This is a genomic window from Microbacterium sp. ARD31 (genome assembly GCF_031844425.1).
This window is the reverse complement of the sequence record NZ_JAUZVE010000046.1, coordinates 39796-58429: the sequence shown is the minus strand read 5'-3', so window position 1 is coordinate 58429 and position 18634 is coordinate 39796. Positions and strand designations below refer to the sequence as shown.

Annotated in this window: 15 protein-coding genes; 7 read left to right on the top strand and 8 right to left on the bottom strand. The window is 71.7% G+C overall.

Annotation, left to right across the window (positions count from 1 at the left end; genetic code table 11):
• Positions 1-1858: chemotaxis protein CheA (locus Q9S36_RS42700; RefSeq protein ID WP_311290842.1), on the bottom strand; the 1858-nt coding region annotated here is incomplete at its 3' end.
• Between the two features lie 270 nt (positions 1859-2128).
• Between Q9S36_RS42700 and Q9S36_RS42695 the strand changes: the two genes are divergently transcribed.
• Positions 2129-2911, top strand: coding sequence for a hypothetical protein (locus Q9S36_RS42695; RefSeq protein WP_311290838.1), 783 nt, complete (start codon positions 2129-2131; stop codon positions 2909-2911).
• Positions 2912-2934: 23 nt separating this feature from the next.
• Here the strand turns inward: Q9S36_RS42695 and Q9S36_RS42690 are convergent, their stop codons facing one another.
• From Q9S36_RS42690 to Q9S36_RS42680, 3 genes are all read right to left on the bottom strand, one after another.
• Positions 2935-4803: a HAMP domain-containing sensor histidine kinase gene (locus Q9S36_RS42690; protein ID WP_311290837.1), complete on the bottom strand. Its 1869-nt coding sequence runs from the start codon at positions 4801-4803 to the stop codon at positions 2935-2937.
• 108 nt (positions 4804-4911) lie between these two features.
• Positions 4912-5763 carry a M15 family metallopeptidase gene (locus tag Q9S36_RS42685; RefSeq protein WP_311290836.1) on the bottom strand — a complete coding sequence of 284 codons (852 nt, stop codon included), beginning with the start codon at positions 5761-5763 and terminating at the stop codon, positions 4912-4914.
• A gap of 4 nt (positions 5764-5767) precedes the next feature.
• A complete protein-coding gene (locus Q9S36_RS42680) occupies positions 5768-7591 on the bottom strand; it encodes a HAMP domain-containing sensor histidine kinase (RefSeq protein ID WP_311290835.1) in 1824 nt (607 codons plus the stop codon).
• A 67-nt stretch (positions 7592-7658) separates the two neighbouring features.
• On the opposite strand from Q9S36_RS42680, the gene Q9S36_RS42675 reads away from it, so the two are divergent.
• From Q9S36_RS42675 to Q9S36_RS42665, 3 genes are all read left to right on the top strand, one after another.
• Complete coding sequence (locus Q9S36_RS42675; RefSeq protein WP_311290834.1) at positions 7659-8804, top strand: acyl-CoA dehydrogenase family protein; 1146 nt, start codon at positions 7659-7661, stop codon at positions 8802-8804.
• 229 nt (positions 8805-9033) lie between these two features.
• Positions 9034-9621, top strand: a complete 588-nt coding sequence (gene thpR / locus Q9S36_RS42670) for an RNA 2',3'-cyclic phosphodiesterase (protein ID WP_311290833.1) — start codon at positions 9034-9036, stop codon at positions 9619-9621.
• Positions 9622-9674: 53 nt separating this feature from the next.
• A complete protein-coding gene (locus tag Q9S36_RS42665; RefSeq protein ID WP_311290832.1) occupies positions 9675-10409 on the top strand; it encodes a VIT family protein in 735 nt (244 codons plus the stop codon).
• 12 nt (positions 10410-10421) lie between these two features.
• Here the strand turns inward: Q9S36_RS42665 and Q9S36_RS42660 are convergent, their stop codons facing one another.
• Entirely contained in the window at positions 10422-11441 is a 1020-nt protein-coding gene (locus Q9S36_RS42660) for a LacI family DNA-binding transcriptional regulator (RefSeq protein WP_311290831.1), read from the bottom strand.
• 124 nt (positions 11442-11565) lie between these two features.
• On the opposite strand from Q9S36_RS42660, the gene Q9S36_RS42655 reads away from it, so the two are divergent.
• The 3 genes from Q9S36_RS42655 to Q9S36_RS42645 all read left to right on the top strand — a co-directional run bounded on the left by Q9S36_RS42655 (position 11566) and on the right by Q9S36_RS42645 (position 14875).
• The gene (locus Q9S36_RS42655) at positions 11566-12873 is read left to right on the top strand and encodes an extracellular solute-binding protein (RefSeq protein ID WP_311290830.1); all 1308 of its coding nucleotides are present in this window, start codon (positions 11566-11568) and stop codon (positions 12871-12873) included.
• A 134-nt stretch (positions 12874-13007) separates the two neighbouring features.
• Positions 13008-13955 carry a sugar ABC transporter permease gene (locus tag Q9S36_RS42650; protein WP_311290829.1) on the top strand — a complete coding sequence of 316 codons (948 nt, stop codon included), beginning with the start codon at positions 13008-13010 and terminating at the stop codon, positions 13953-13955.
• The gene (locus Q9S36_RS42645; protein ID WP_311290828.1) at positions 13955-14875 is read left to right on the top strand and encodes a carbohydrate ABC transporter permease; all 921 of its coding nucleotides are present in this window, start codon (positions 13955-13957) and stop codon (positions 14873-14875) included. The genes Q9S36_RS42650 and Q9S36_RS42645 overlap by 1 nt, the downstream gene beginning before the upstream one ends.
• A gap of 4 nt (positions 14876-14879) precedes the next feature.
• Here the strand turns inward: Q9S36_RS42645 and pntB are convergent, their stop codons facing one another.
• The 3 genes from pntB to Q9S36_RS42630 form a co-directional block, all read right to left on the bottom strand.
• A complete protein-coding gene (pntB, locus tag Q9S36_RS42640) occupies positions 14880-16325 on the bottom strand; it encodes a Re/Si-specific NAD(P)(+) transhydrogenase subunit beta (protein WP_311290827.1) in 1446 nt (481 codons plus the stop codon).
• Positions 16326-16330: 5 nt separating this feature from the next.
• Positions 16331-17860: a Re/Si-specific NAD(P)(+) transhydrogenase subunit alpha gene (locus Q9S36_RS42635; RefSeq protein WP_311290826.1), complete on the bottom strand. Its 1530-nt coding sequence runs from the start codon at positions 17858-17860 to the stop codon at positions 16331-16333.
• A gap of 182 nt (positions 17861-18042) precedes the next feature.
• Positions 18043-18576, bottom strand: a complete 534-nt coding sequence (locus tag Q9S36_RS42630) for an LUD domain-containing protein (RefSeq protein ID WP_311290825.1) — start codon at positions 18574-18576, stop codon at positions 18043-18045.
• Positions 18577-18634: the final 58 nt, after the last annotated feature.

The following is an 18634-nucleotide window of genomic DNA, read 5'->3' as shown; positions in this document are numbered from 1 at the left end:
CCGACTCCAGCGCCATGCCGACCTTCCGGGCGATCGCCGTCGCGTCGAGGATGAGCGCCACGGCGCCGTCGCCCATGATCGTGGCCCCGGCGTAGAGGGGCAGGTGGCGCAGCTGGTTGCCCAGCGGCTTCACCACGATCTCCTCGGTGTCGAGGATGTCGTCGACCACGAGGCCGTACTGCTGGTTGTCGGCCTGCAGCACCACGACGTACGTCGTCTCGCGCTCCACGGCGTCGAGGTCGAGCTGCTCGCGCAGGTCGACGAGCGGCAGCAGCCGCCCGCGCAGCCGGTAGACCGGGGCGCCGTGCACGTTCTCGATGGCGGCGGCCGCCTGGGCGGCGTCGAGCCGCACCAGCTCCAGCAGGTTGACCTGCGGGATGGCGAAGCGGTTCTGCGCGGCGGTCACGACCAGCGCGGGGATGATGGCGAGGGTCAGCGGGATCCGGATCCGGACGGTGGTGCCGCGGCCCGGGTCGCTGGACAGGTCGATGGACCCGCCGATGCGCTCGATGTTGGTCTTGACCACGTCCATCCCGACGCCGCGCCCGGAGACGTTGGTCAGGGCCGAGGCGGTCGAGAAGCCCGGCATGAAGATGAGCGAGGTGGCCTCGTGGTCGGTGAGGCGGTCCGCGGCCTCGCGGGTCATCAGCCCCTTGGAGACCACCTTCTCGCGGAGGCGGGCCGGGTGGATGCCAGCGCCGTCGTCGGTGATCTCGATGGTGACCTGGCCACCCTCGTGGAACGCGCGCAGCGTGAGCGTGCCCTCCGCGGGCTTGCCGGCGGCGACGCGGTCGGCCGCCGACTCGATGCCGTGGTCGATGCTGTTGCGCACCAGGTGGGTCAGCGGGTCGCGCACCGCCTCGAGGATGGTCTTGTCGAGCTCGGTCTCCCGGCCCACCATCTCCAGCTGCACGTTCTTGCCGAGCTGCATGGACAGGTCGCGCACGACGCGCGGCAGCTTGCTCCACAGCGTGTCGATCTGCTGCAGGCGCGTGCGCATGACGCCCTCCTGCAGCTCGCCCGCGACGAGGTTGAGCCGGTGGGTGGTGCGGGCCAGGTCGACGTCCTCGCGCGCCGCGGCGTTCTGCAGCATCTGGTTGCGGGTCAGCACCAGCTCGCCGACGAGGTTCATCAGCGAGTCGAGCAGCGTGACGTCCACGCGGATGGTGCTGTCGGCCACCGAGCGGCGTGCCTCGGTCGGCTCGGCGACGTCGGCGCGCTCCTCGGCGGCCGGCGCAGCCGCCGGCTCGGGCGCTGCCACGGCCAGCGTGACGACAGGAGCGGCGGCGGCCTCCTCGGTCACGACCTCGAGGGTCGGGGCGAGGTCGTCGTCCTCGGCCGGCAGCTCGGCGGGACCGTCGGGGCCGACCTCGATGGCGGCCTCGACTGCGGCAGGGAGCTCGGCAGGAGTCTCGGCAGGGGTCTCGGCCTCGACCGGGGCGCCGGCCGTCGTGGCGGCCGCGACCGGCTGCTCGCCCTCGAGCGCGGCGGTGAGCCGGGCGACGAGGTCGTCGTACGAGCGGTCGCCCTCGGCGCCGGTGGCCTCGATGTCGGTGAGCAGCGCGCGGACTGCGTCGACGACCTCCAGCAGGAGGCTGGTGAGGTCGGGCGTCAAGGTGAGGTCACCGTCGCGCAGGCGGGCCAGGAGGCTCTCGCCGACGTGGGTGACCGACTCCAGGACGGAGAAGGCGAGGAAGCCGCTCGTGCCCTTGATGGTGTGGATCGTGCGGAAGACGCTGGCCAGCAGCGCCGTGGACCCGGGGTCCTGCTCCAGTGCGACGAGGTCGCTGTCGAGCTGGTCGAGGTTCTCGTGACTCTCGACCAGGAACTCACCGATGATCTCGTCCAAGCCGTCCATGGCATCCACGCGCGTCTCCGTCTCTTCGCGTCCTGATGGATCCCCGATCGGCTCCTGGACCGGACACCTGAGCGATCGCGCGCCGATCGCACCGAACTGGCCCCGGCACCGGGTCCCGCCTGGTCACGACGGGCCATCCCCATGGCCCGTTCGGACCACTCGCCCGGCAAGGGAGCAGCCCCGCGGCGTGCGCCAGTTCGCCCGTTCGCCCGCGCGGGGCGCGCAACAGTGGTGGGATCGACAGGGCCGACCCCAGGGAGGAACCTCGTCATGCGCACGACCCGTACCGCCGCGGCACTCGTGGCCCTCACGACGCTGCTCAGCGGGTGCGGCGCCTGGGAGAGCTTCCGGATGAGCGACTTCGCCCAGGAGGACGGCAAGGCGATCGCCTCCGCCGCCGCGGAGGCGATGAGCGACGTCACCAGCATGCGCCTGACCGGTCAGGTCGTCGCCAAGGGCACCCAGATCCTGGTCGACCTGAGCATGGGCCCGCGCGGACGCTGCACCGGCACCCTCCGCACCGGAGGCAGCCACATGGCGGTCCGGCGGGTCGGGGACCGCGCGTGGATCAAGGGCGACGAGGGCCTCTACGCCAGCGTCTCCGACACCGTGCTGCCGGCGGCGGCCCTCACCCGGCTGAGCACCTCGTGGATTCCGGCGAACGACCGGCGGATCCTCGCCATGTGCGAGCTGGACGAGTACCTCGCGTCGTTCCGGGTGGTCCGCATGGCCGAGCGCAGCAACGGCGACGGGCCGGGCGGCAAGCAGCCGGGGCGGCGGGCCGGGCAGGACCGCGACGACGCCAGCGACGCCAGCGACGCCAGCGACGCCAGCGACGTGGTCGTCGAGGCGGAGGAGTCCCTCGACGGCGAGCGCGCCGTGCGGCTCAGCGCGGACACGGGCGAGGTGGTCTGGGTGCTCAGCGACGCCCCGCACTACGTCGTACGCGTGGAGTCCGCGGTCTTCAGCGACGGAGGCGCGCTCACGCTGTCGGAGTTCAACCGCGAGGTCCGCGTCGAGGTGCCGGACCGCAAGGACGTCTTCCGCCCGTAGGACGGCCGTCAGCCAGCCAGCCGTCAGTCGGACGGCAGCGGCGGGAAGTCGAGGCGTACGCGGGTGCCGGCGCCGAGCCGGGAGTCCAGCTCCACCGTGCCGCCGTGCCGCTGCATGATCTCCCGGACGATGCCCAGGCCGAGCCCGGTGCCGGGCCTGCGCAGGGCATCCTCGTTGGTCGAGCGGAACAGCGGTGAGAACAGCTCGGCCTGGTCCTCCGCCGAGATCCCGATGCCCTCGTCGCGGCAGGTGAAGGTGACACCGCCGTCGGCCGAGCGCGCCACGCTGAGCCAGACCTGGTCGCCGGCGTCGGAGTACTTCACCGCGTTGTCGACCAGGTTGGTCACTGCTCCGGCGATCTCGCGCGGGTCGCCCAGCACCCAGGCCTCGCCGGCGTCGACCAGCTCGCCGGTGAGGTGGAGCCTCACGCCCGCCCGGTCGGCGACCGCCGCCATCGAGCCGACGGTGCCCGTGACGACCGGTACCAGGTCCACCCGCGTCGTGGTCAGCGCGTGCTGCGGGTCGCTGATCCGCGACAGCAGCGAGAGTCCCTCGAGGAGGCCGCCGAGGCGGTCGGCGCCCCGCAGGATCGCCTCCGCCCGTCGGCGGTCGCGCTCGTCGACCTCGTCGTTGGTCGCGAGCAGCTCGGCGTTGGCGGCGATGACCGTCATCGGGTTGTTGATCTCGTGGGTGAGCACCTGCAGGAACTTGTGGCGCGCCTCCTCCAGCTGCCGCAGCTCGCCGAGCAGCTGCCGCTCGCGCTGGGTGGCGTGCGCGTTCGCGATGGCGCGGCCGAGGTCGTGGCCGAGCTCGAGCGCGGCGACGCCCTCACCGTCGGTCCAGCGCCGCGAGCCGGTCCGGCGGGCGAACAGCATCATCCCGAGGACGTCGTCGTCGACGCCGACCGGCGCGACGACGACCGTCTCGAGGTCGGCCTTGGCCAGCGCGACGGCGAACCAGTCGGCGTACGCCGCTGCGAGCTCGGCATCGCCCCACACGGCCTCCGGCTCGATGACCAGCACGCGCTGTCGGCCCCACGCGCGGGCGGCCGCCTGGTCGAGCGCCGTGCGGACCTCCGGTGCCATGCCCAGGCCGAGGTTGTCCGGGGCGTCGAGCTCGTCTGCCGTGTCGTCGGCCGGGTCGTCGACAGGGCGGTCGACAGGGTCGTCGGCCGGGTCGTCGGCCGGGTCCGCGCCGAAGACGTGGATCTCCAGCTCGTCGACCGACAGCGCGCCGAGCAGGGTGCTGCGCGCCTCGCGCAGCAGGTGGGCGACGTCGTGGCGCGCCGCGTCGGAGCGGGCCAGCCGGCGGGTCACCCGGATGACCCGCATGTGCTCGACGTACTCCTCGCGCTCGACGACGGCGACGACCGAGCGCCGCGTCATCGAGAGCTCGTCGTCGAGCTGCTGCAGGCGGGCCGCGTCGGGGCGGCGGAGGTCGTCGGGGACGTCGAGGTAGAGCAGGGCGCGCAGGTCGCCGCGCTCGTCGGTGATCTGCGCCGCCAGCATGTCGAGGGCGTGCCACGCGCCGGGGTCGTCGGTCTCGGGGACGTCGGGGACGACGACGTACCCCTGGAGCTGCTCGAGCGCGGGCGGGGAGAACCGCTCCTCCGGGATCCACACGAAGCTGCCGTGGGTCTCGCCGTCCGCGAAGGCGCGCAGCATGTCGCCGAGCCGGGACGCGGTGCCGAGTCGTTCCTCGGCGGCCATCTGGTCGCCGTGGATCGCCACGAACTCGAGCAGGCCCTGGGGTCGGACGACCTCGATGGCGCAGATGCCGAAGCCGGCGCGGCGCGCGGCATCACGGGCGAGCGCCTGCATCAGGTCGCGCGCCTCGTCGTCACCCCAGCTCAGGTCGCGGGTGCGACGATCATCTGTCCCTGCCTGCCCCATGGCGTCGTGCCTCCCCATCCGCCTCTTGATCGTAGGCAGCCGTGGGTGGCGGGCGCGGCCTTTCGTGGCCGAACCACCCGGTTGGGCCATCGCGACGGCGCCTCGGTCCTACCGCCCGTTGCGGCTGAAGTGCATGTAGTCCCGCGACCGGCTCCAGGCGCCGCCCCACTCCCAGCCGATCCGTGCGAAGGCAGCCACGACCGGGCCGTCGGCGGTCACCATGCCGGCGCGCACCCGGCGCCGGTCGAGGTAGGAGGAGGCGAGCTCGGGCAGCACGACGCGCCCCTTGGCGTACGGGTTCTGGAAGGTGTTCACGTCGATCGCGAGGCCGTAGGCGTGCTGCGAGAAGTACGTCGCCCCGGTGGAGGCCCGGCACACGAACGCACCGGTCCCGTTGCCGTCGCCGGTGGCCGGCGCGTCGGGGTCCCAGCGCCGCACGATGCCGACCTGCTCCTGGGGGAACCGCTCGCGGTAGAGCACCCCGAAGACGCGGGCGACGTCGCGGGCCACATCACGGTGGACCAGCAGCTCCCCGGTGTGGCGCCGGGCGTCGAAGCCCCAGAAGGTCAGGCGCACCCACGCGAGGTCGGTGGCGGCGACGGGGCAGCCGGGCCGCCAGCTCGACCGGCGCACGACGTGGCGCGGGGCCGGCGACACCACCCGGCTGGCGTACCCCGTGCCCGGCAGCATCGCGACCGTGTCGGGCAGCGTCCAGCGCCGGTGCCGCAGCGCAGGCGGGGTGGGCCGCACCCGCCCGTAGCCGGTCGTCGGGTCCTCGGGGAGCTCGCGCGTGCCGAGCCAGCGCGGGGGCACGCTGCCCCGGCCGGTGGCCGGCGCGGGCTGCGTGCCGTCGGTGCTCGCGACCACGGTCCGCGCCTCGGCAGGCACGGGCGGCACCGGCGCCAGGCTGACCGTCAGCAGCAGGTGCACCAGCGCGACGAGCAGACCGTCGACGGACACCCCCTCAACGTACGTCGGCAGGCGGGTCGAGCGGGAGCCGGACGACGAACGTGGTGCCCTCGCCGAGCACCGAGGAGGCCTCGACCTCGCCGTGGTGCAGCCGGGCCACCTGGTGGACGATCGCCAGGCCCAGGCCGGTGCCGGGCCGACTCCGCGCCTCCGGGTCGGCGGAGCGGAAGAACGGGGTGAAGACGTGGGCCAGCTCGTCCTCGTCGATCCCGATGCCGGTGTCGGCGCAGACCAGCCGAGCGCCCTCGCGCCCGTCCAGCGCGTCCGGCTCGAGCGTGAGGGTGACGCTGCCGCCTGCGGGGGTGTACTTGATCGCGTTGGCGACCAGGTTGACCACCATCCGCTGGATGCCGGAGCCCTCGCCGCGCACGACCAGCCCGTCGGTGACGCGGAGCCGGACGTCGACCTCGCCGGCGGCGGCCAGCGGGGCGAGGAACTCCACGCTCTCGCGCACGCAGGAGGACAGGTCGACCGGGGCGAACGCGGTCGCGCGGGCCGGGTCGCTCGCCGTGGCCAGGGCCATCAGGTCCTCGACCATGTCCTCGATGCGTCGTGCCGCGCGGTCCATCGCCTCGAGCGGACCGACCACCGCCTCGGGCAGGTCCTCCTCGCGGACCAGGTCGAGGTTGGTCCACAGCACGCTGAGCGGGTTGCGCAGCTCGTGGGCGAGCGTGTTGACCATGTCGCGGCGGTAGTCGTCGATGTCGCGCAGCTCGGCGTTGAGGCGCCGCTCGCGCTCCATCAGGCGGGCGTCGAAGACGGCGCCGGCCACGTCGGAGGCGACCGCCACCGCGGCGTTGATCTCGGAGTCGATCCAGCGCGGGCCGCCGGTCCTGCGGCCCAGGCCCATCGTGCCGAGGTACTCCTCCCCCATGCCGATCGGCACGAGGAGCCACGACCCCAGCCCGCGGCGCTCCATGATCGCCGCCATCACCTCGGGCGTGCGGACCGACGTCTCGGTCACGCCCCACGTCAGCATCGGCTCGACGATCAGGTGCCCGCGTCGCAGCCACACCCGACGCATGTGCTCCTCGAGGAAGGACAGGTACGGCTCGAGGGCCGGGGCCGGTGTGCCGACCAGCAGCACGTCGACGGAGTCGACCTCCATCGCTGCGACCATCGCGTCGGACAACTCCCGCAGGTAGTCGCCGACGCCCAGGTCGGGACGCACGCTCTGCAGTGCCGTACGGGCCTGGGCGACCATCCGGACCTGCTCGCCGTAGAGCTCGCTCTCGACGATGCTGACCACGGCGTCGAACATCACCTCGATCTCGGCGTTCATGGCCGTGACCGACTCCAGCGTCGGACGTCGCCCGGACAGCGGCTCGTCGAGGTAGAGGGTCGCGCGGAGCTCGCCGTCGGCGTTCTCTAGGAGCCGGACCATCCGGTCCTCGGCGTGCCAGCCGTCCTCGAGGTCGGTCTCGGGCAGGTCGGGGGTGTGGCCGTACTGGGCCATCCACTCCCGGGCGTCGTCGTCGACCCGCTCCTCGGGGATGTGCAGCCAGCCGTCGATCGGGATGCCGAACGCGACGATGTTGCGCAGCCGCAGCGGGGCCGCCTTGCCGAGCAGCTGGTCGCGGGCCGCCTGGCTCCCGGCGATCGCGACGAACTCGAGGTTGCCGTCCGAGCGCAACGCCTCGATCGCCGCGACCCGGTAGCCAGACCGGCGCGCGACCTCCTCGGCGACGGCGTGCAGGACCGCGCGTTGGGCCTCGCTGCCCCACGCCTCACCTCGTGGACGCGTCCACGTCGATCCGCTTGTCGTCACTCCTGCTCCCGTCCCCCGCAACGAGCCGGCGCGGGCGAGGTTACGTGGCATGTGATGGTCCGCGTGCGGATTCCGCACAACGTCTCGGCCTGTGGTGACTCGCGGGTAACATAGCCGCATGAAGCGTGAGATCTACGACGAGGACCACGAGGCCTTCCGCGCCTCGGTGAAGCAGTTCCTGGACCGCGAGGTCGTCCCGAACCTGGAGACCTACGCCGACAACCACGGGCTCGACCGCGACTTCTGGCTCGCGGCCGGCAAGCAGGGGTTCCTCGGCCTCGAGATCCCGGAGGAGCACGGCGGCTCCGAGGCCGGTGACTACCGCTTCAACGCCGTCCTCACCGAGGAGCTCGCCAAGGTAAACATGACCCTGCCGAGCTGCGTGGGCATCCACGCCGACATCACCGTGCCCTACCTCGTCCACCTCACCGACGACGCGCAGCGGGCGCGGTGGCTCCCGCAGTGCGCCACTGGCGAGATCGTCACCGCGATCGGCATGACCGAGCCGGGCGGCGGCTCCGACCTCGCGAACCTCAGGACCACCGCGGTGCGCGACGGCGACGACTGGATCATCAACGGCTCCAAGACCTTCATCACCAACGGCGGCTCCGCCGACCTCGTGCTGGTCGCCGCGCGCACCAGCCCGGAGAAGAAGGCCAAGGGCATCTCGCTGTTCGCCGTCGACACCTCGCTCGACGGCTTCAGCGTCGGCCGCGTGCTCGACAAGGTCGGTCAGGACGACTCCGACACCGCCGAGCTCTCCTTCGAGGACGTCCGCGTCAGCGGCGACGACCTCGTCGGCCCCCTCGACACCGGCTTCATCTCGATGATGCAGTTCCTGCCGCAGGAGCGCCTCGGCTCGGCCATCACCAACCTGGCCCACGCCAAGCAGATCCTCGAGGAGACCGTCCAGTACGCCAAGGACCGGCAGGCCTTCGGCCAGCCGATCGGCGCCTTCCAGAACACCCAGTTCCTGCTGGCCGACCTCGTCACCCGGGTCGACGTCACCCAGGCGTTCGTCGACCAGTGCGTCCTCGCGCACACCAGGAAGGAGCTGACCCCGGTCGACGCCGCGAAGGCGAAGTGGTGGACCTCGCAGGTCCAGAACGACGTCCTCGACCACTGCGTCCAGGTCCACGGTGGCTACGGCTTCATGAACGAGTACCGCGTGGCCCGCGCCTGGCGCGACGCGCGCGTGACCAAGATCTGGGCCGGGTCCAACGAGATCATGAAGATGCTGATCGGCCGCGACTTGGGCCTCTGACCATCATCCGGTGGTCGAGGTGCGAGGAGCGCCAGCGACATTTCGCTGGTCGAGGTGCGAGGAGCGCCAGCGACATTTCGCTGGTTGAGGTGCGAGGAGCGCCAGCGACGAGCCTCGAAACCACGCAGTCGGTGTGGTTTCGAGGCTCGCTGCGCTCGCACCTCAACCAGCGGAAGAGGGTGCGCTCGCACCTCAACCACCGGATGCAGCAGGCGGGAGGATGAGCCCCATGACGCGGATGTTCGTGGCGGTCGTCCCGCCGCCGGAGGTCGTCGAGCACCTCGACGAGTTCCTCGCCCCGCGCCGGGAGTCGGCGGCCTTCCGCTGGTCCGACCCGGCCCAGTGGCACCTCACGCTGGCCTTCGCCGAGGACGTGCCGGACCGCAGCATCGACGACCTCGACGAGCGGCTGGGTAGGGCGGCCGCCCGACGCCACGCGTTCGCGCTCCAGGTCGCCGGCGGCGGCGCGTTCCCCCACCCGGACCGGGCGAGGGTGCTCTTCGGTCGGCTCGACGCCAACGAGCCCGCCGCGACGGAGCTCGACCGGCTGGCGGCGGCGTGCCGCGCGGCGCTGTCGCGCGCCGGCGTGCGCGTCGACGGCCAGCGCTTCCGCCCGCACCTCACCCTCGGCCGCCTCGGCCACCCGGACAACGTCACCTCGTGGGTGCGGCTCCTCGACGCCTACCGCGGCCCGGAGTGGCTCGTCGACGAGGTCACGCTCGTGGCCTCGCACCTCGGCGAGGGTCCGCGTCGGCGTCCGCGCCACGAGGTGGTGGCGTCGTACGACCTCTCCCCCAGCGCGTCCGGGCCCCGCTGAGCCCAGCCTCACCTTCGTTGCGTGACCCGGACCGGCGGGGAAGTATCGGTGGGGTGAGCCTGGAGATCGGCACGGACGAGGACCCGCAGCACTTCCACGACGAGCTGGGCGACCACGTCGGGACCCGGCTGAACTGGCTGCGCGCCGCGGTGCTCGGCGCCAACGACGGCATCGTGTCCACCGCGGGCGTGGTGATGGGTGTCGCCGGCGCGACCGACGACAGCGGCGCGATCGTGATCGCCGGCATCGCCGCCCTCACCGCCGGCGCGCTCAGCATGGGCGCCGGGGAGTACGTCTCGGTCAGCACGCAGCGCGACTCGGAGAAGTCCCTGCTGCAGCTCGAAGCCATGGAGCTCGACCGCATGCCCCGGACGGAGGAGGGCGAGCTGGCGAAGATGTACGAGGACAAGGGCCTGACGCCCGAGACCGCCGAGAAGGTCGCGCGCGAGCTGACCGAGCACGACGCGCTGCGGGCCCACGCCGACATCGAGTTCGGCATCGACCCCGACAACCTCACCAACCCCTGGCACGCCGCCTGGGCCTCCATGCTCGCCTTCACCGTCGGCGCGCTGCTGCCGCTGCTCATCGTCGCCTTCGTCCCCGACGGCGTGCGGGTGCTCGTCACCGTGCTCACCGTGGCCGCAGCACTGGCGCTGACGGGCTTCGTCAGCGCGCGCATCGGCTACAGCCCTCGCGTCCCCGCCATGGTCCGCAACGTGTCCGGCGGGCTGCTGGCGATGGGCGTCACCTACCTCATCGGCATGCTCGCCGGCACGCAGGTCGGCTGACCGGACGCCGCTTCAGGGACGGCTCGACGCGGGTCCGGTGGACCCGCGCAGCACCAGCTCCGGCGCGAAGAGGTACTCGCGCGACGCCACCGGGTCGCCGCCGATCGCGTCGGCCAGCGCCGACACCGCGGTGCTGCCCATCTGGGCGACCGGCTGCCGCACCGTGGTGAGCGGCGGGTCCAGGAAGGCGACCAGCGGTGAGTCGTCGAAGCCGACCACCGACACGTCGCCCGGCACGCTGAGCCCCTCGGCGCGGGCCGCGCGGATGGCGCCGATCGCCATCATGTCGGAGCCGCAGACGATCGCGGTGGCACCCTGCTCGAGCAGCTGCCGCGTGGCCGCCGCCCCGCCCTCGACGGAGAAGATCGTCTCCGCGATCCAGCGGCGCGCCTCGCGCTCGCCGAGGTCGAGGTGCTGGCCGAGCGCGGCCACGAAGCCCTCGTGCTTGCGGGCCGAGGGCATGAAGCGGGCGGGGCCGATGGCCAGCCCGATGCGGCGGTGGCCCAGGTGGGCGAGGTGGGCGACTGCCAGCTCCATCGCGACCTGGTCGTCGGCGGAGATGAACGGCGCCTCCACCCCGTCGACGTACCCGTTGATGAACACCACGGGCAGCCCGCGCTCGAGCAGCGCCTGGTAGCGGCCGTGGTCGGCGCGGGTGTCGGCGTGCTTGCCGGAGACGAAGATGATGCCGGCGACGCCGTGGTCGAGGAGCGACTCGACGTACTCGTCCTCCGACAGGCTGCCGGGCGACTGCGTGCACAGCACCGGGGTGAACCGGCGGCGCGCCAGCGCGTCCTCGATGACCTGCGCGAAGGCGGGGAAGATGGGGTTCTCCAGCTCGGGCACGACGAGGCCGACGAGGCCGGCGCTGCGCTGCCGCAGCTGGGCGGGGCGCTCGTAGCCCAGCACGTCGAGGGCGGTGATCACCGCCTGGCGCGTGCTGTCGCTGACCCCGGGCTTGGAGTTGAGGACCCGGCTCACCGTGGCCTCGCTGACGCGTGCTTCGGCGGCGATCTGGGCCAGGGTTGCCATGCGCGGAATGAAAGCACCCTTGCAGCAGGGTTGCAAGGTCTTTCATTTCCTGCATGTCCTTGCTACGGTCCGGTGACCACCGTCACTGCGCCTCCCCCCAGGCGCGCACTCACTGGGAGAACCCATGCGTCGACTGAAGACCGGCTCCGCCGGCGTCGCCGTTGCCGCCCTCGCCCTCACGCTCGCCGCGTGCGGGAGCGACAGCGGCGACTCGGACAGCAACACCGACAACAGCGAGTCCAGCGGCTCCACCGACCTCAGCGCCGAGCTGACGTGGTGGGACACCTCGGACCCGGACAACGAGGCGCCGGCCTACGACGAGCTCATCAAGAAGTTCAACGAGGAGTACCCCGACGTCACGATCAAGCACGAGATCGTCCCGTTCGACCAGACGCAGAACAAGTTCAAGACCGCCGCCGAGGCCGACTCGGGCGCGCCCGACATCCTGCGCGCGGAGGTCGCCTGGACCCCCGAGTTCGCCTCACTGGGCTACCTCTACGCCCTCGACGGCACCGCCGCTCTCGAGAACAACTTCCTCGAGACCCCGCTCTCGAGCAACGAGTTCGACGGGAAGACCTACGGCGTCCCGCAGGTCACCGACACCCTCGGCCTGATGTACAACAAGGCCCTGTTCGAGAAGGCAGGACTCGACCCCGAGGCTCCGCCGACCACGTGGGACGAGGTCCGCGACGCCGCCAAGGCGCTCAAGAGCGAGGCCGGCGTCGACGGCATCTACATCAACTCCGGCGGCTACTTCCTGCTGCCGTTCCTCTACGGCGAGGGCGCCGACCTCGTCGACACCGACGCGCAGACGATCACCGTCAACAGCCCCGAGGCCGTCACGGGCATCGAGACCGCGCAGAGCCTCGTCGAGGACGGCTCGGCCGTGAAGCCGACCGCCAACGACCCCTACGGCACGATGATGACCCTGTTCAAGGAGCAGAAGGTCGGCATGATCATCAACGGCCCCTGGGAGGTCGCCGGCATCAGCGACGACCCGAAGTTCGGCGGCATCGAGAACCTCGGCGTCGCGCCCGTTCCCGCCGGCAGCGCCGGCCAGGGTGCCCCCGTCGGCGGCCACAACTACGTCGTCTACTCGGGCATGGACGACACCAAGGCCGAGGCCGCGGCGGCGTTCATCGCCTTCATGAGCTCCGCGGAGTCCGAGGCGTTCATCGCCGACGAGCTCGGCCTGCTGCCCGGCAACGCCGACGCCTACGACATGGTCACCAACGAGCGGGTGGCCCTGTGGGCCGACGCCATGGAGGTCGCCCAGCCGCGTCCGTGGATCCCCGAGGGCGGCCAGTTCTTCGCCGCGCTCGACACCATGGCGACCGAGGTCCTGATCCAGGACAAGCCGGTCCAGGGCGCCCTCGACAAGGCGGCCGACACCTACAAGAGCGACGTGGTCCCCGACTACTCGCTGCAGTGACACCCCGCTGACCCGCGGGGGCCGGGCCGGTCCCACCGGCCCGGTCCCCGCAGGCAGCACCGCTCGGCTCCACCCCCGGCTCCACCCCCGGCTCCACCCGAGCTCCCGGACGCCTCGACGCAAGGACCCCCTGGATGCGCAAGAGCTTCGACAAGCACTGGTACGCGTGGGCGATGGTGCTGCCCACCGTCGTCGTGCTCGGTGTGCTCGTCTTCTACCCGCTCGTGCAGGGCGTGTGGCAGTCGTTCACCAACCTCAACGAGTCCAACCAGCGCGACGAGATCTGCACCAAGGTGCTCGGTGGCGCCGAGACCTGCGAGCCCAACCCCGACGCCGCGAAGTTCGTCGGCCTCGACAACTACGTCGACATCCTCACCGGTGCGCAGGGCCACTTCTGGCTGCAGCTCTCCAACACCCTCGTGTGGACGATCGGCTGCGTGGTGCTGCACTTCGGCATCGGCCTCACGCTCGCGGTGATGCTCAACCGCACGTTCCGCGGCCGCGGGTTCTACCGCGTGGCGCTCATCCTCCCGTGGGCGGTGCCGTCGTTCGTGGCCGCCTTCGCCTGGCGCTTCATCTTCGACGAGCGCTTCGGTCTGGTGAACGGCGTGCTGCGGGCCGTCGGCATCGACCCGGTCTCGTGGTTCGAGCAGCGCTGGACCGCCCTCTTCACCGCCATCGTCGCCAACGTCTGGCTCGGCGTGCCGTTCATGATGGTCGCCCTCCTCGGCGGCCTGCAGTCGATCAACGGCGACCTCTACGAGGCGGCGGAGATGGACGGCGCGACACCCTGGCAGCGCTTCACCAACATCACGCTCCCCGGACTGCGACCGGTCAGCTCGACCGTGATCCTGCTCGGCACGATCTGGACCTTCAACATGTTCCCGATCATCTACTTCGTGACCCGCGGCCAGCCCGCGGGCGAGACCGAGATCCTCGTGACCGGCGCCTACCGTGCCGCCTTCGAGGGGATCCGCGACTACTCGCTCGCCGCGACCTACGGCGTGCTGATCTTGTCGATCCTCGTCGTCTACGCCGGCATCTACCGCCGCATGCTCGCCAAGCAGGGAGAGGTCTTCTGATGTCCGCCATGTCGTCCATGCCGCCCGCCGCCGTCGCCGCCGACCCGGCAGAGAGCGTCGCCACGACGCGCACCCGCCCGCCGCGGCAGCGGTCCCAGCGCTCGGTGCTGGCGAGCATCGGCCTGCACGCGACCTTGATCGTGGCGACCTTCTGCGCCCTGTTCCCGATCCTGTGGGTGGTGCTCAGCTCCATCAAGCCGCCCTCCGAGATCCGCCGGACCGAGATCCAGGTCTTCTCCAGCCCCACCCTGGACAACTACGAGCGGCTGCTGACCAGCACCGACTTCCCGACCTGGTTCCTGAACTCGGTCGTCGTCGCGGCGTTCACGATGGTCTTCGGCATCGCGATGTCGGCCACCGCCGGCTACGCCCTGAGCCGCTTCAACTTCCCGGGCAAGCGGGGCCTGATGTGGGTCTTCCTCCTGACCCAGATGTTCCCCGTCGCCATCCTGATCGTCCCGATCTACACGATCATGGCCAACCTCGGCCTCATCGACACCAAGCCGTCGCTGATCATCGCCTACTGCACCGTGGCGGTGCCGTTCTGTGCATGGATGCTGCGCGGCTACTTCGACACCATCCCCCGCGAGCTCGACGAGGCCGCCGCGCTCGACGGCCTGGGACCCTTCGCGACGTTCTGGCGCGTCGTCCTGCCGCTGGCGCGTCCGGGCATCGCGGTGACGGCGTTCTACACGTTCCTCACCGCGTGGGGCGAGGTGGCGTACGCCATCGCCTTCATGCAGGGCAGCGACCACTACACGCTCGGCGCCGGGCTGCAGACGTTCGTGCCGCAGTTCAGCCCGCGGTGGGACCTGCTCACCGCGGGCGCGGTGCTGATCACCGTGCCGGCCGCACTGGTGTTCTTCTTCGCCCAGAAGCACCTGGTGGCCGGGCTGACGGCCGGCGGCACCAAGGGCTGACCGGTCAGCCGAGGGCGGCGACGATCTCGTTGACCTTGTCCTTGGCGTCGCCGAACAGCATCTGGGTGTTCTCCTTGAAGAACAGCGGGTTCTGCACGCCGGCGTAGCCGGTGGCCATGGACCGCTTGAAGACGATGACCTCGCGGGCCTTCCACACCTCGATCACCGGCATGCCGGCGATCGGGGAGCCGGGCTCCTCCATGGCTGCCGGGTTGACGGTGTCGTTGGCGCCGATGACGAGGACGACGTCGGTGTCGGGGAGGTCGTCGTTGATCTCGTCCATCTCCAGCACGATGTCGTAGGGCACCTTCGCCTCGGCGAGCAGCACGTTCATGTGGCCCGGCAGGCGGCCGGCGACCGGGTGGATGCCGAAGCGGACCTCGACGCCCTTGGCGCGTAGCTTCTTGGTCATCTCCGCGACGGGGTACTGCGCCTGGGCGACCGCCATGCCGTAGCCGGGCGTGATCACGACCGACGAGGCGTGGGCGAGCAGGTCGGCGACGTCGTCGGCCTGGATCTCGCGGTGCTCGCCGTAGTCGCGCGCCTCGCCCGAGACGGCGCCGTCGGAGCCGAAGCCGCCCGCGATGACGCTGACGAAGGAGCGGTTCATCGCCCGGCACATGATGTAGCTGAGAATCGCACCGGACGAGCCCACGAGCGCGCCGGTGACGATCAGCAGGTTGTTGCCGAGCATGAAGCCCGCGGCCGCCGCCGCCCAGCCGGAGTAGCTGTTGAGCATCGAGACGACGACCGGCATGTCGCCACCGCCGATCGCGGCCACGAGGTGGAAGCCGAGCAGCAGCGCCAGCGCCGTCATGATCACCAGCGGCGCGATGGCGGGCCAGCCGTCGGCGACCATGAACCACACCATCAGGATCGCCGAGACGACCAGGATGGCGAGGTTGAGCAGGTGCCGACCCGGCAGCATCATCGGGGCGGACTTCATCCGTGCGCTGAGCTTGAGGTTGGCCACGATCGAGCCGGTGAAGGTGACGGCGCCGATGAAGACGCCGACGAAGATCTCGCCCGCGTGGACGGCGTCGGTGGCGATGCCGTGGAGCGACGCCGTCTCGATGTAGGTGTTGTAGCCGACGAGCACGGCGGCGAGGCCGACGAAGCTGTGCATCATCGCGATCAGCTCGGGCATGCCGGTCATCTCGACCCGCTGCGCGAGTCGGATGCCGATCGCGGCACCGATGCCCATCGTGACGAGGATGATCACCAGGCCGACGGCGACGGACGTGTCGTCGGGGACGTCGCCGAAGCGCTGCAGCACGAGCAGCAGGGTCGAGACCAGGGCGAGCGCCATGCCGGCCATTCCGAAGGCGTTGCCGCGCCGCGCGGTCTCGTGCTTGCTCAGGCCGGCGAGCGCGAGGATGAACAGCAGGGCCGCGAGGATGTAGGCGCCCGTGACGAACGAGACGAGGTTCGACTCCACACCGGTGTCCACGCGGGTCAGCCCTTCTGGAACATGTTGAGCATCCGCCGGGTGACGAGGAAGCCACCGAAGACGTTGATGCTGGCGAACAGGATGGCCACGCCCGCGATCACCTGGACCGCGGTGTCGTCGAGCGGCGCCTGCAGGATCGCGCCGACGACGATGATCCCGCTGATCGCGTTGGTGACGCTCATGAGCGGGGTGTGCAGCGCGTGGTGGACGTTGCCGATGACGTAGAAGCCGATGACGACGGCGAGCACGAAGACCGTGAGGCTCGGCAGGAAGTACGCCGGTGCCGAGGTCGCCAGCGCGAGGAAGAGCACGGCGGCGAGGCCGGCGGCGTACAGGCGGCGCCGGGGGTCGGGCGGCGCCGGGGGCTCCTTCTCCGCGGGCAGCACCTTCGTCTCCTCCGCCGGCGCGGCCGAGACCTGCACGGGCGGCGGCGGCCAGAGGGTCTCGCCCTCCCGGGTGACGGTGATGCCGCGCTGGATGACGTCGTCGAGGTCGAGCGTGAGCACGCCGTCCTTGCCGGGCGTCAGAAGCGTGAGGAGGTTGACGACGTTGGTGCCGTAGAGCTGGCTGGTCTGCGCGGCCAGCCGCCCGGCGAGGTCGGTGTAGCCCAGGACGGTCACCCCGTTGTCGGTGACGACCCGCTCGTCCTTGACGGTGGCCGCGACGTTGCCGCCGTTGGCGGCGGCCATGTCGACGACGACCGAGCCGGGCCGCATCGCGGCGACGGTCTCAGCGGTGACCAGCAGCGGCGCGGGCCGGCCGGGGATCAGCGCGGTCGTGATGACGATGTCGGCGGCGCGCGCCTCCTCGTCGTACATCGCCGCGGTGGCGGCCTCCTGCTCGGCGGTCATCTCCTTGGCGTAGCCGTCGGAGGAGACCTCCTGCTCCATGTCGACGGTGACGAACTCGGCGCCCATCGACTCGACCTGCTCGGCCACCTCGGGGCGTACGTCGAAGGCGCGCACGACCGCGCCCAGCGACCCGGCCGCGCCGATCGCGGCGAGGCCGGCGACGCCCGCGCCGACGACGAAGACCCGGGCGGGCGGCACCTTGCCGGCGGCGGTGACCTGGCCGGTGAAGAGCCGGCCGAACTCGTGGGCGGCCTCGATGACGGCGCGGTAGCCGGCGACGTTGGCCATCGAGGAGAGCACGTCCATCGACTGCGCGCGCGAGATGCGCGGCACGGCGTCCATCGCCAGGGCGGTGACGCCGGCGGCGGCCAGCCGCTCGACGAGCTCGGGGCTGCGGGCCGGGGCCATCAGGCTGACCACCGTCGCGCCACGACGCAGCCGGGCGACCTCGTCGTCGGTGGGAGCGTTGACCTTCACCACGACGTCGCTGCCCCACACCTCGTCGGCCGTGCCGAGCCGGACGCCCGCGTCGGCGAAGGCGGTGTCGGGCTGGTCGGCGGCCGCGCCGGCACCTGCCTCGACCACGACGTCGTACCCGAGTGCGGCGAGCTGGGACGCCGTCTTCGCCGTGGCGGCGACGAGCGTCTCGCCGGGTCGGGACTCGCGTGGGACGCCGATGCGCACTGGTGCCTCCTGGGTGGGCCGGGTGTGGGAATGGACCTCCGACGGCGTGCGGGCCGCGCACAACGTACCGAACGCGACCCCCTCGGCGCCGGTGTCTCAGGTGGCGCGCGTCACACGTGCGGCGCCTCGGAGTTGCGGTCGGGTCGGATGGGGTCGCTCTCGCCCCGTCGCGCCCCCACGGGTCAGTCGACGAGGACCACGTGGAGGGTCCGGGGGCCGTGGACGCCCTCGACCCGGTCGAGCTCGATGTCGCTGGTGGCGGACGGGCCGCTGACCCAGGTCGTGGGGCGGGCGGGGTCGAGCAGCGCGATCGCATCAGGCACGTCGGCCACGACCTGCGCCACGTCGACGATGCAGACGTGCCGGTCGGGCACGAGGCTGATGATCCGGCGGCCCTGCCCCGGGCCGTGGTCGAGCACGATCGTGCCGGTCTCCGCGATGCCCACCGCCGCCCGGGTGACGACAGCGTCGATCCGGTCGAGCTCGGCGGCGGTGAGGCCGTCGTCGACGACGGCGCCGGGCAGGTCGAGGTCGAGGCCCTCGGGCACCACGACCGTCGCCCCGTCCAGCACGCGGGCGACGGTCTCGCCGAGGTCGGCCGAGCCGGTCCGGGTCACGACGGCCCGGTAGTCCTCCACCCGCTCGACGAACAGCGCCACCAGGTCGCCCCGGTCGGGGGACCGAGGGGCCGGAGGTACGTCGACGGCGGGCGACACGCCGTCGAGCGCGGCGCGGACACGCCGCAGGATGTCGTCGCGGGCGCTGGTTTCGGGG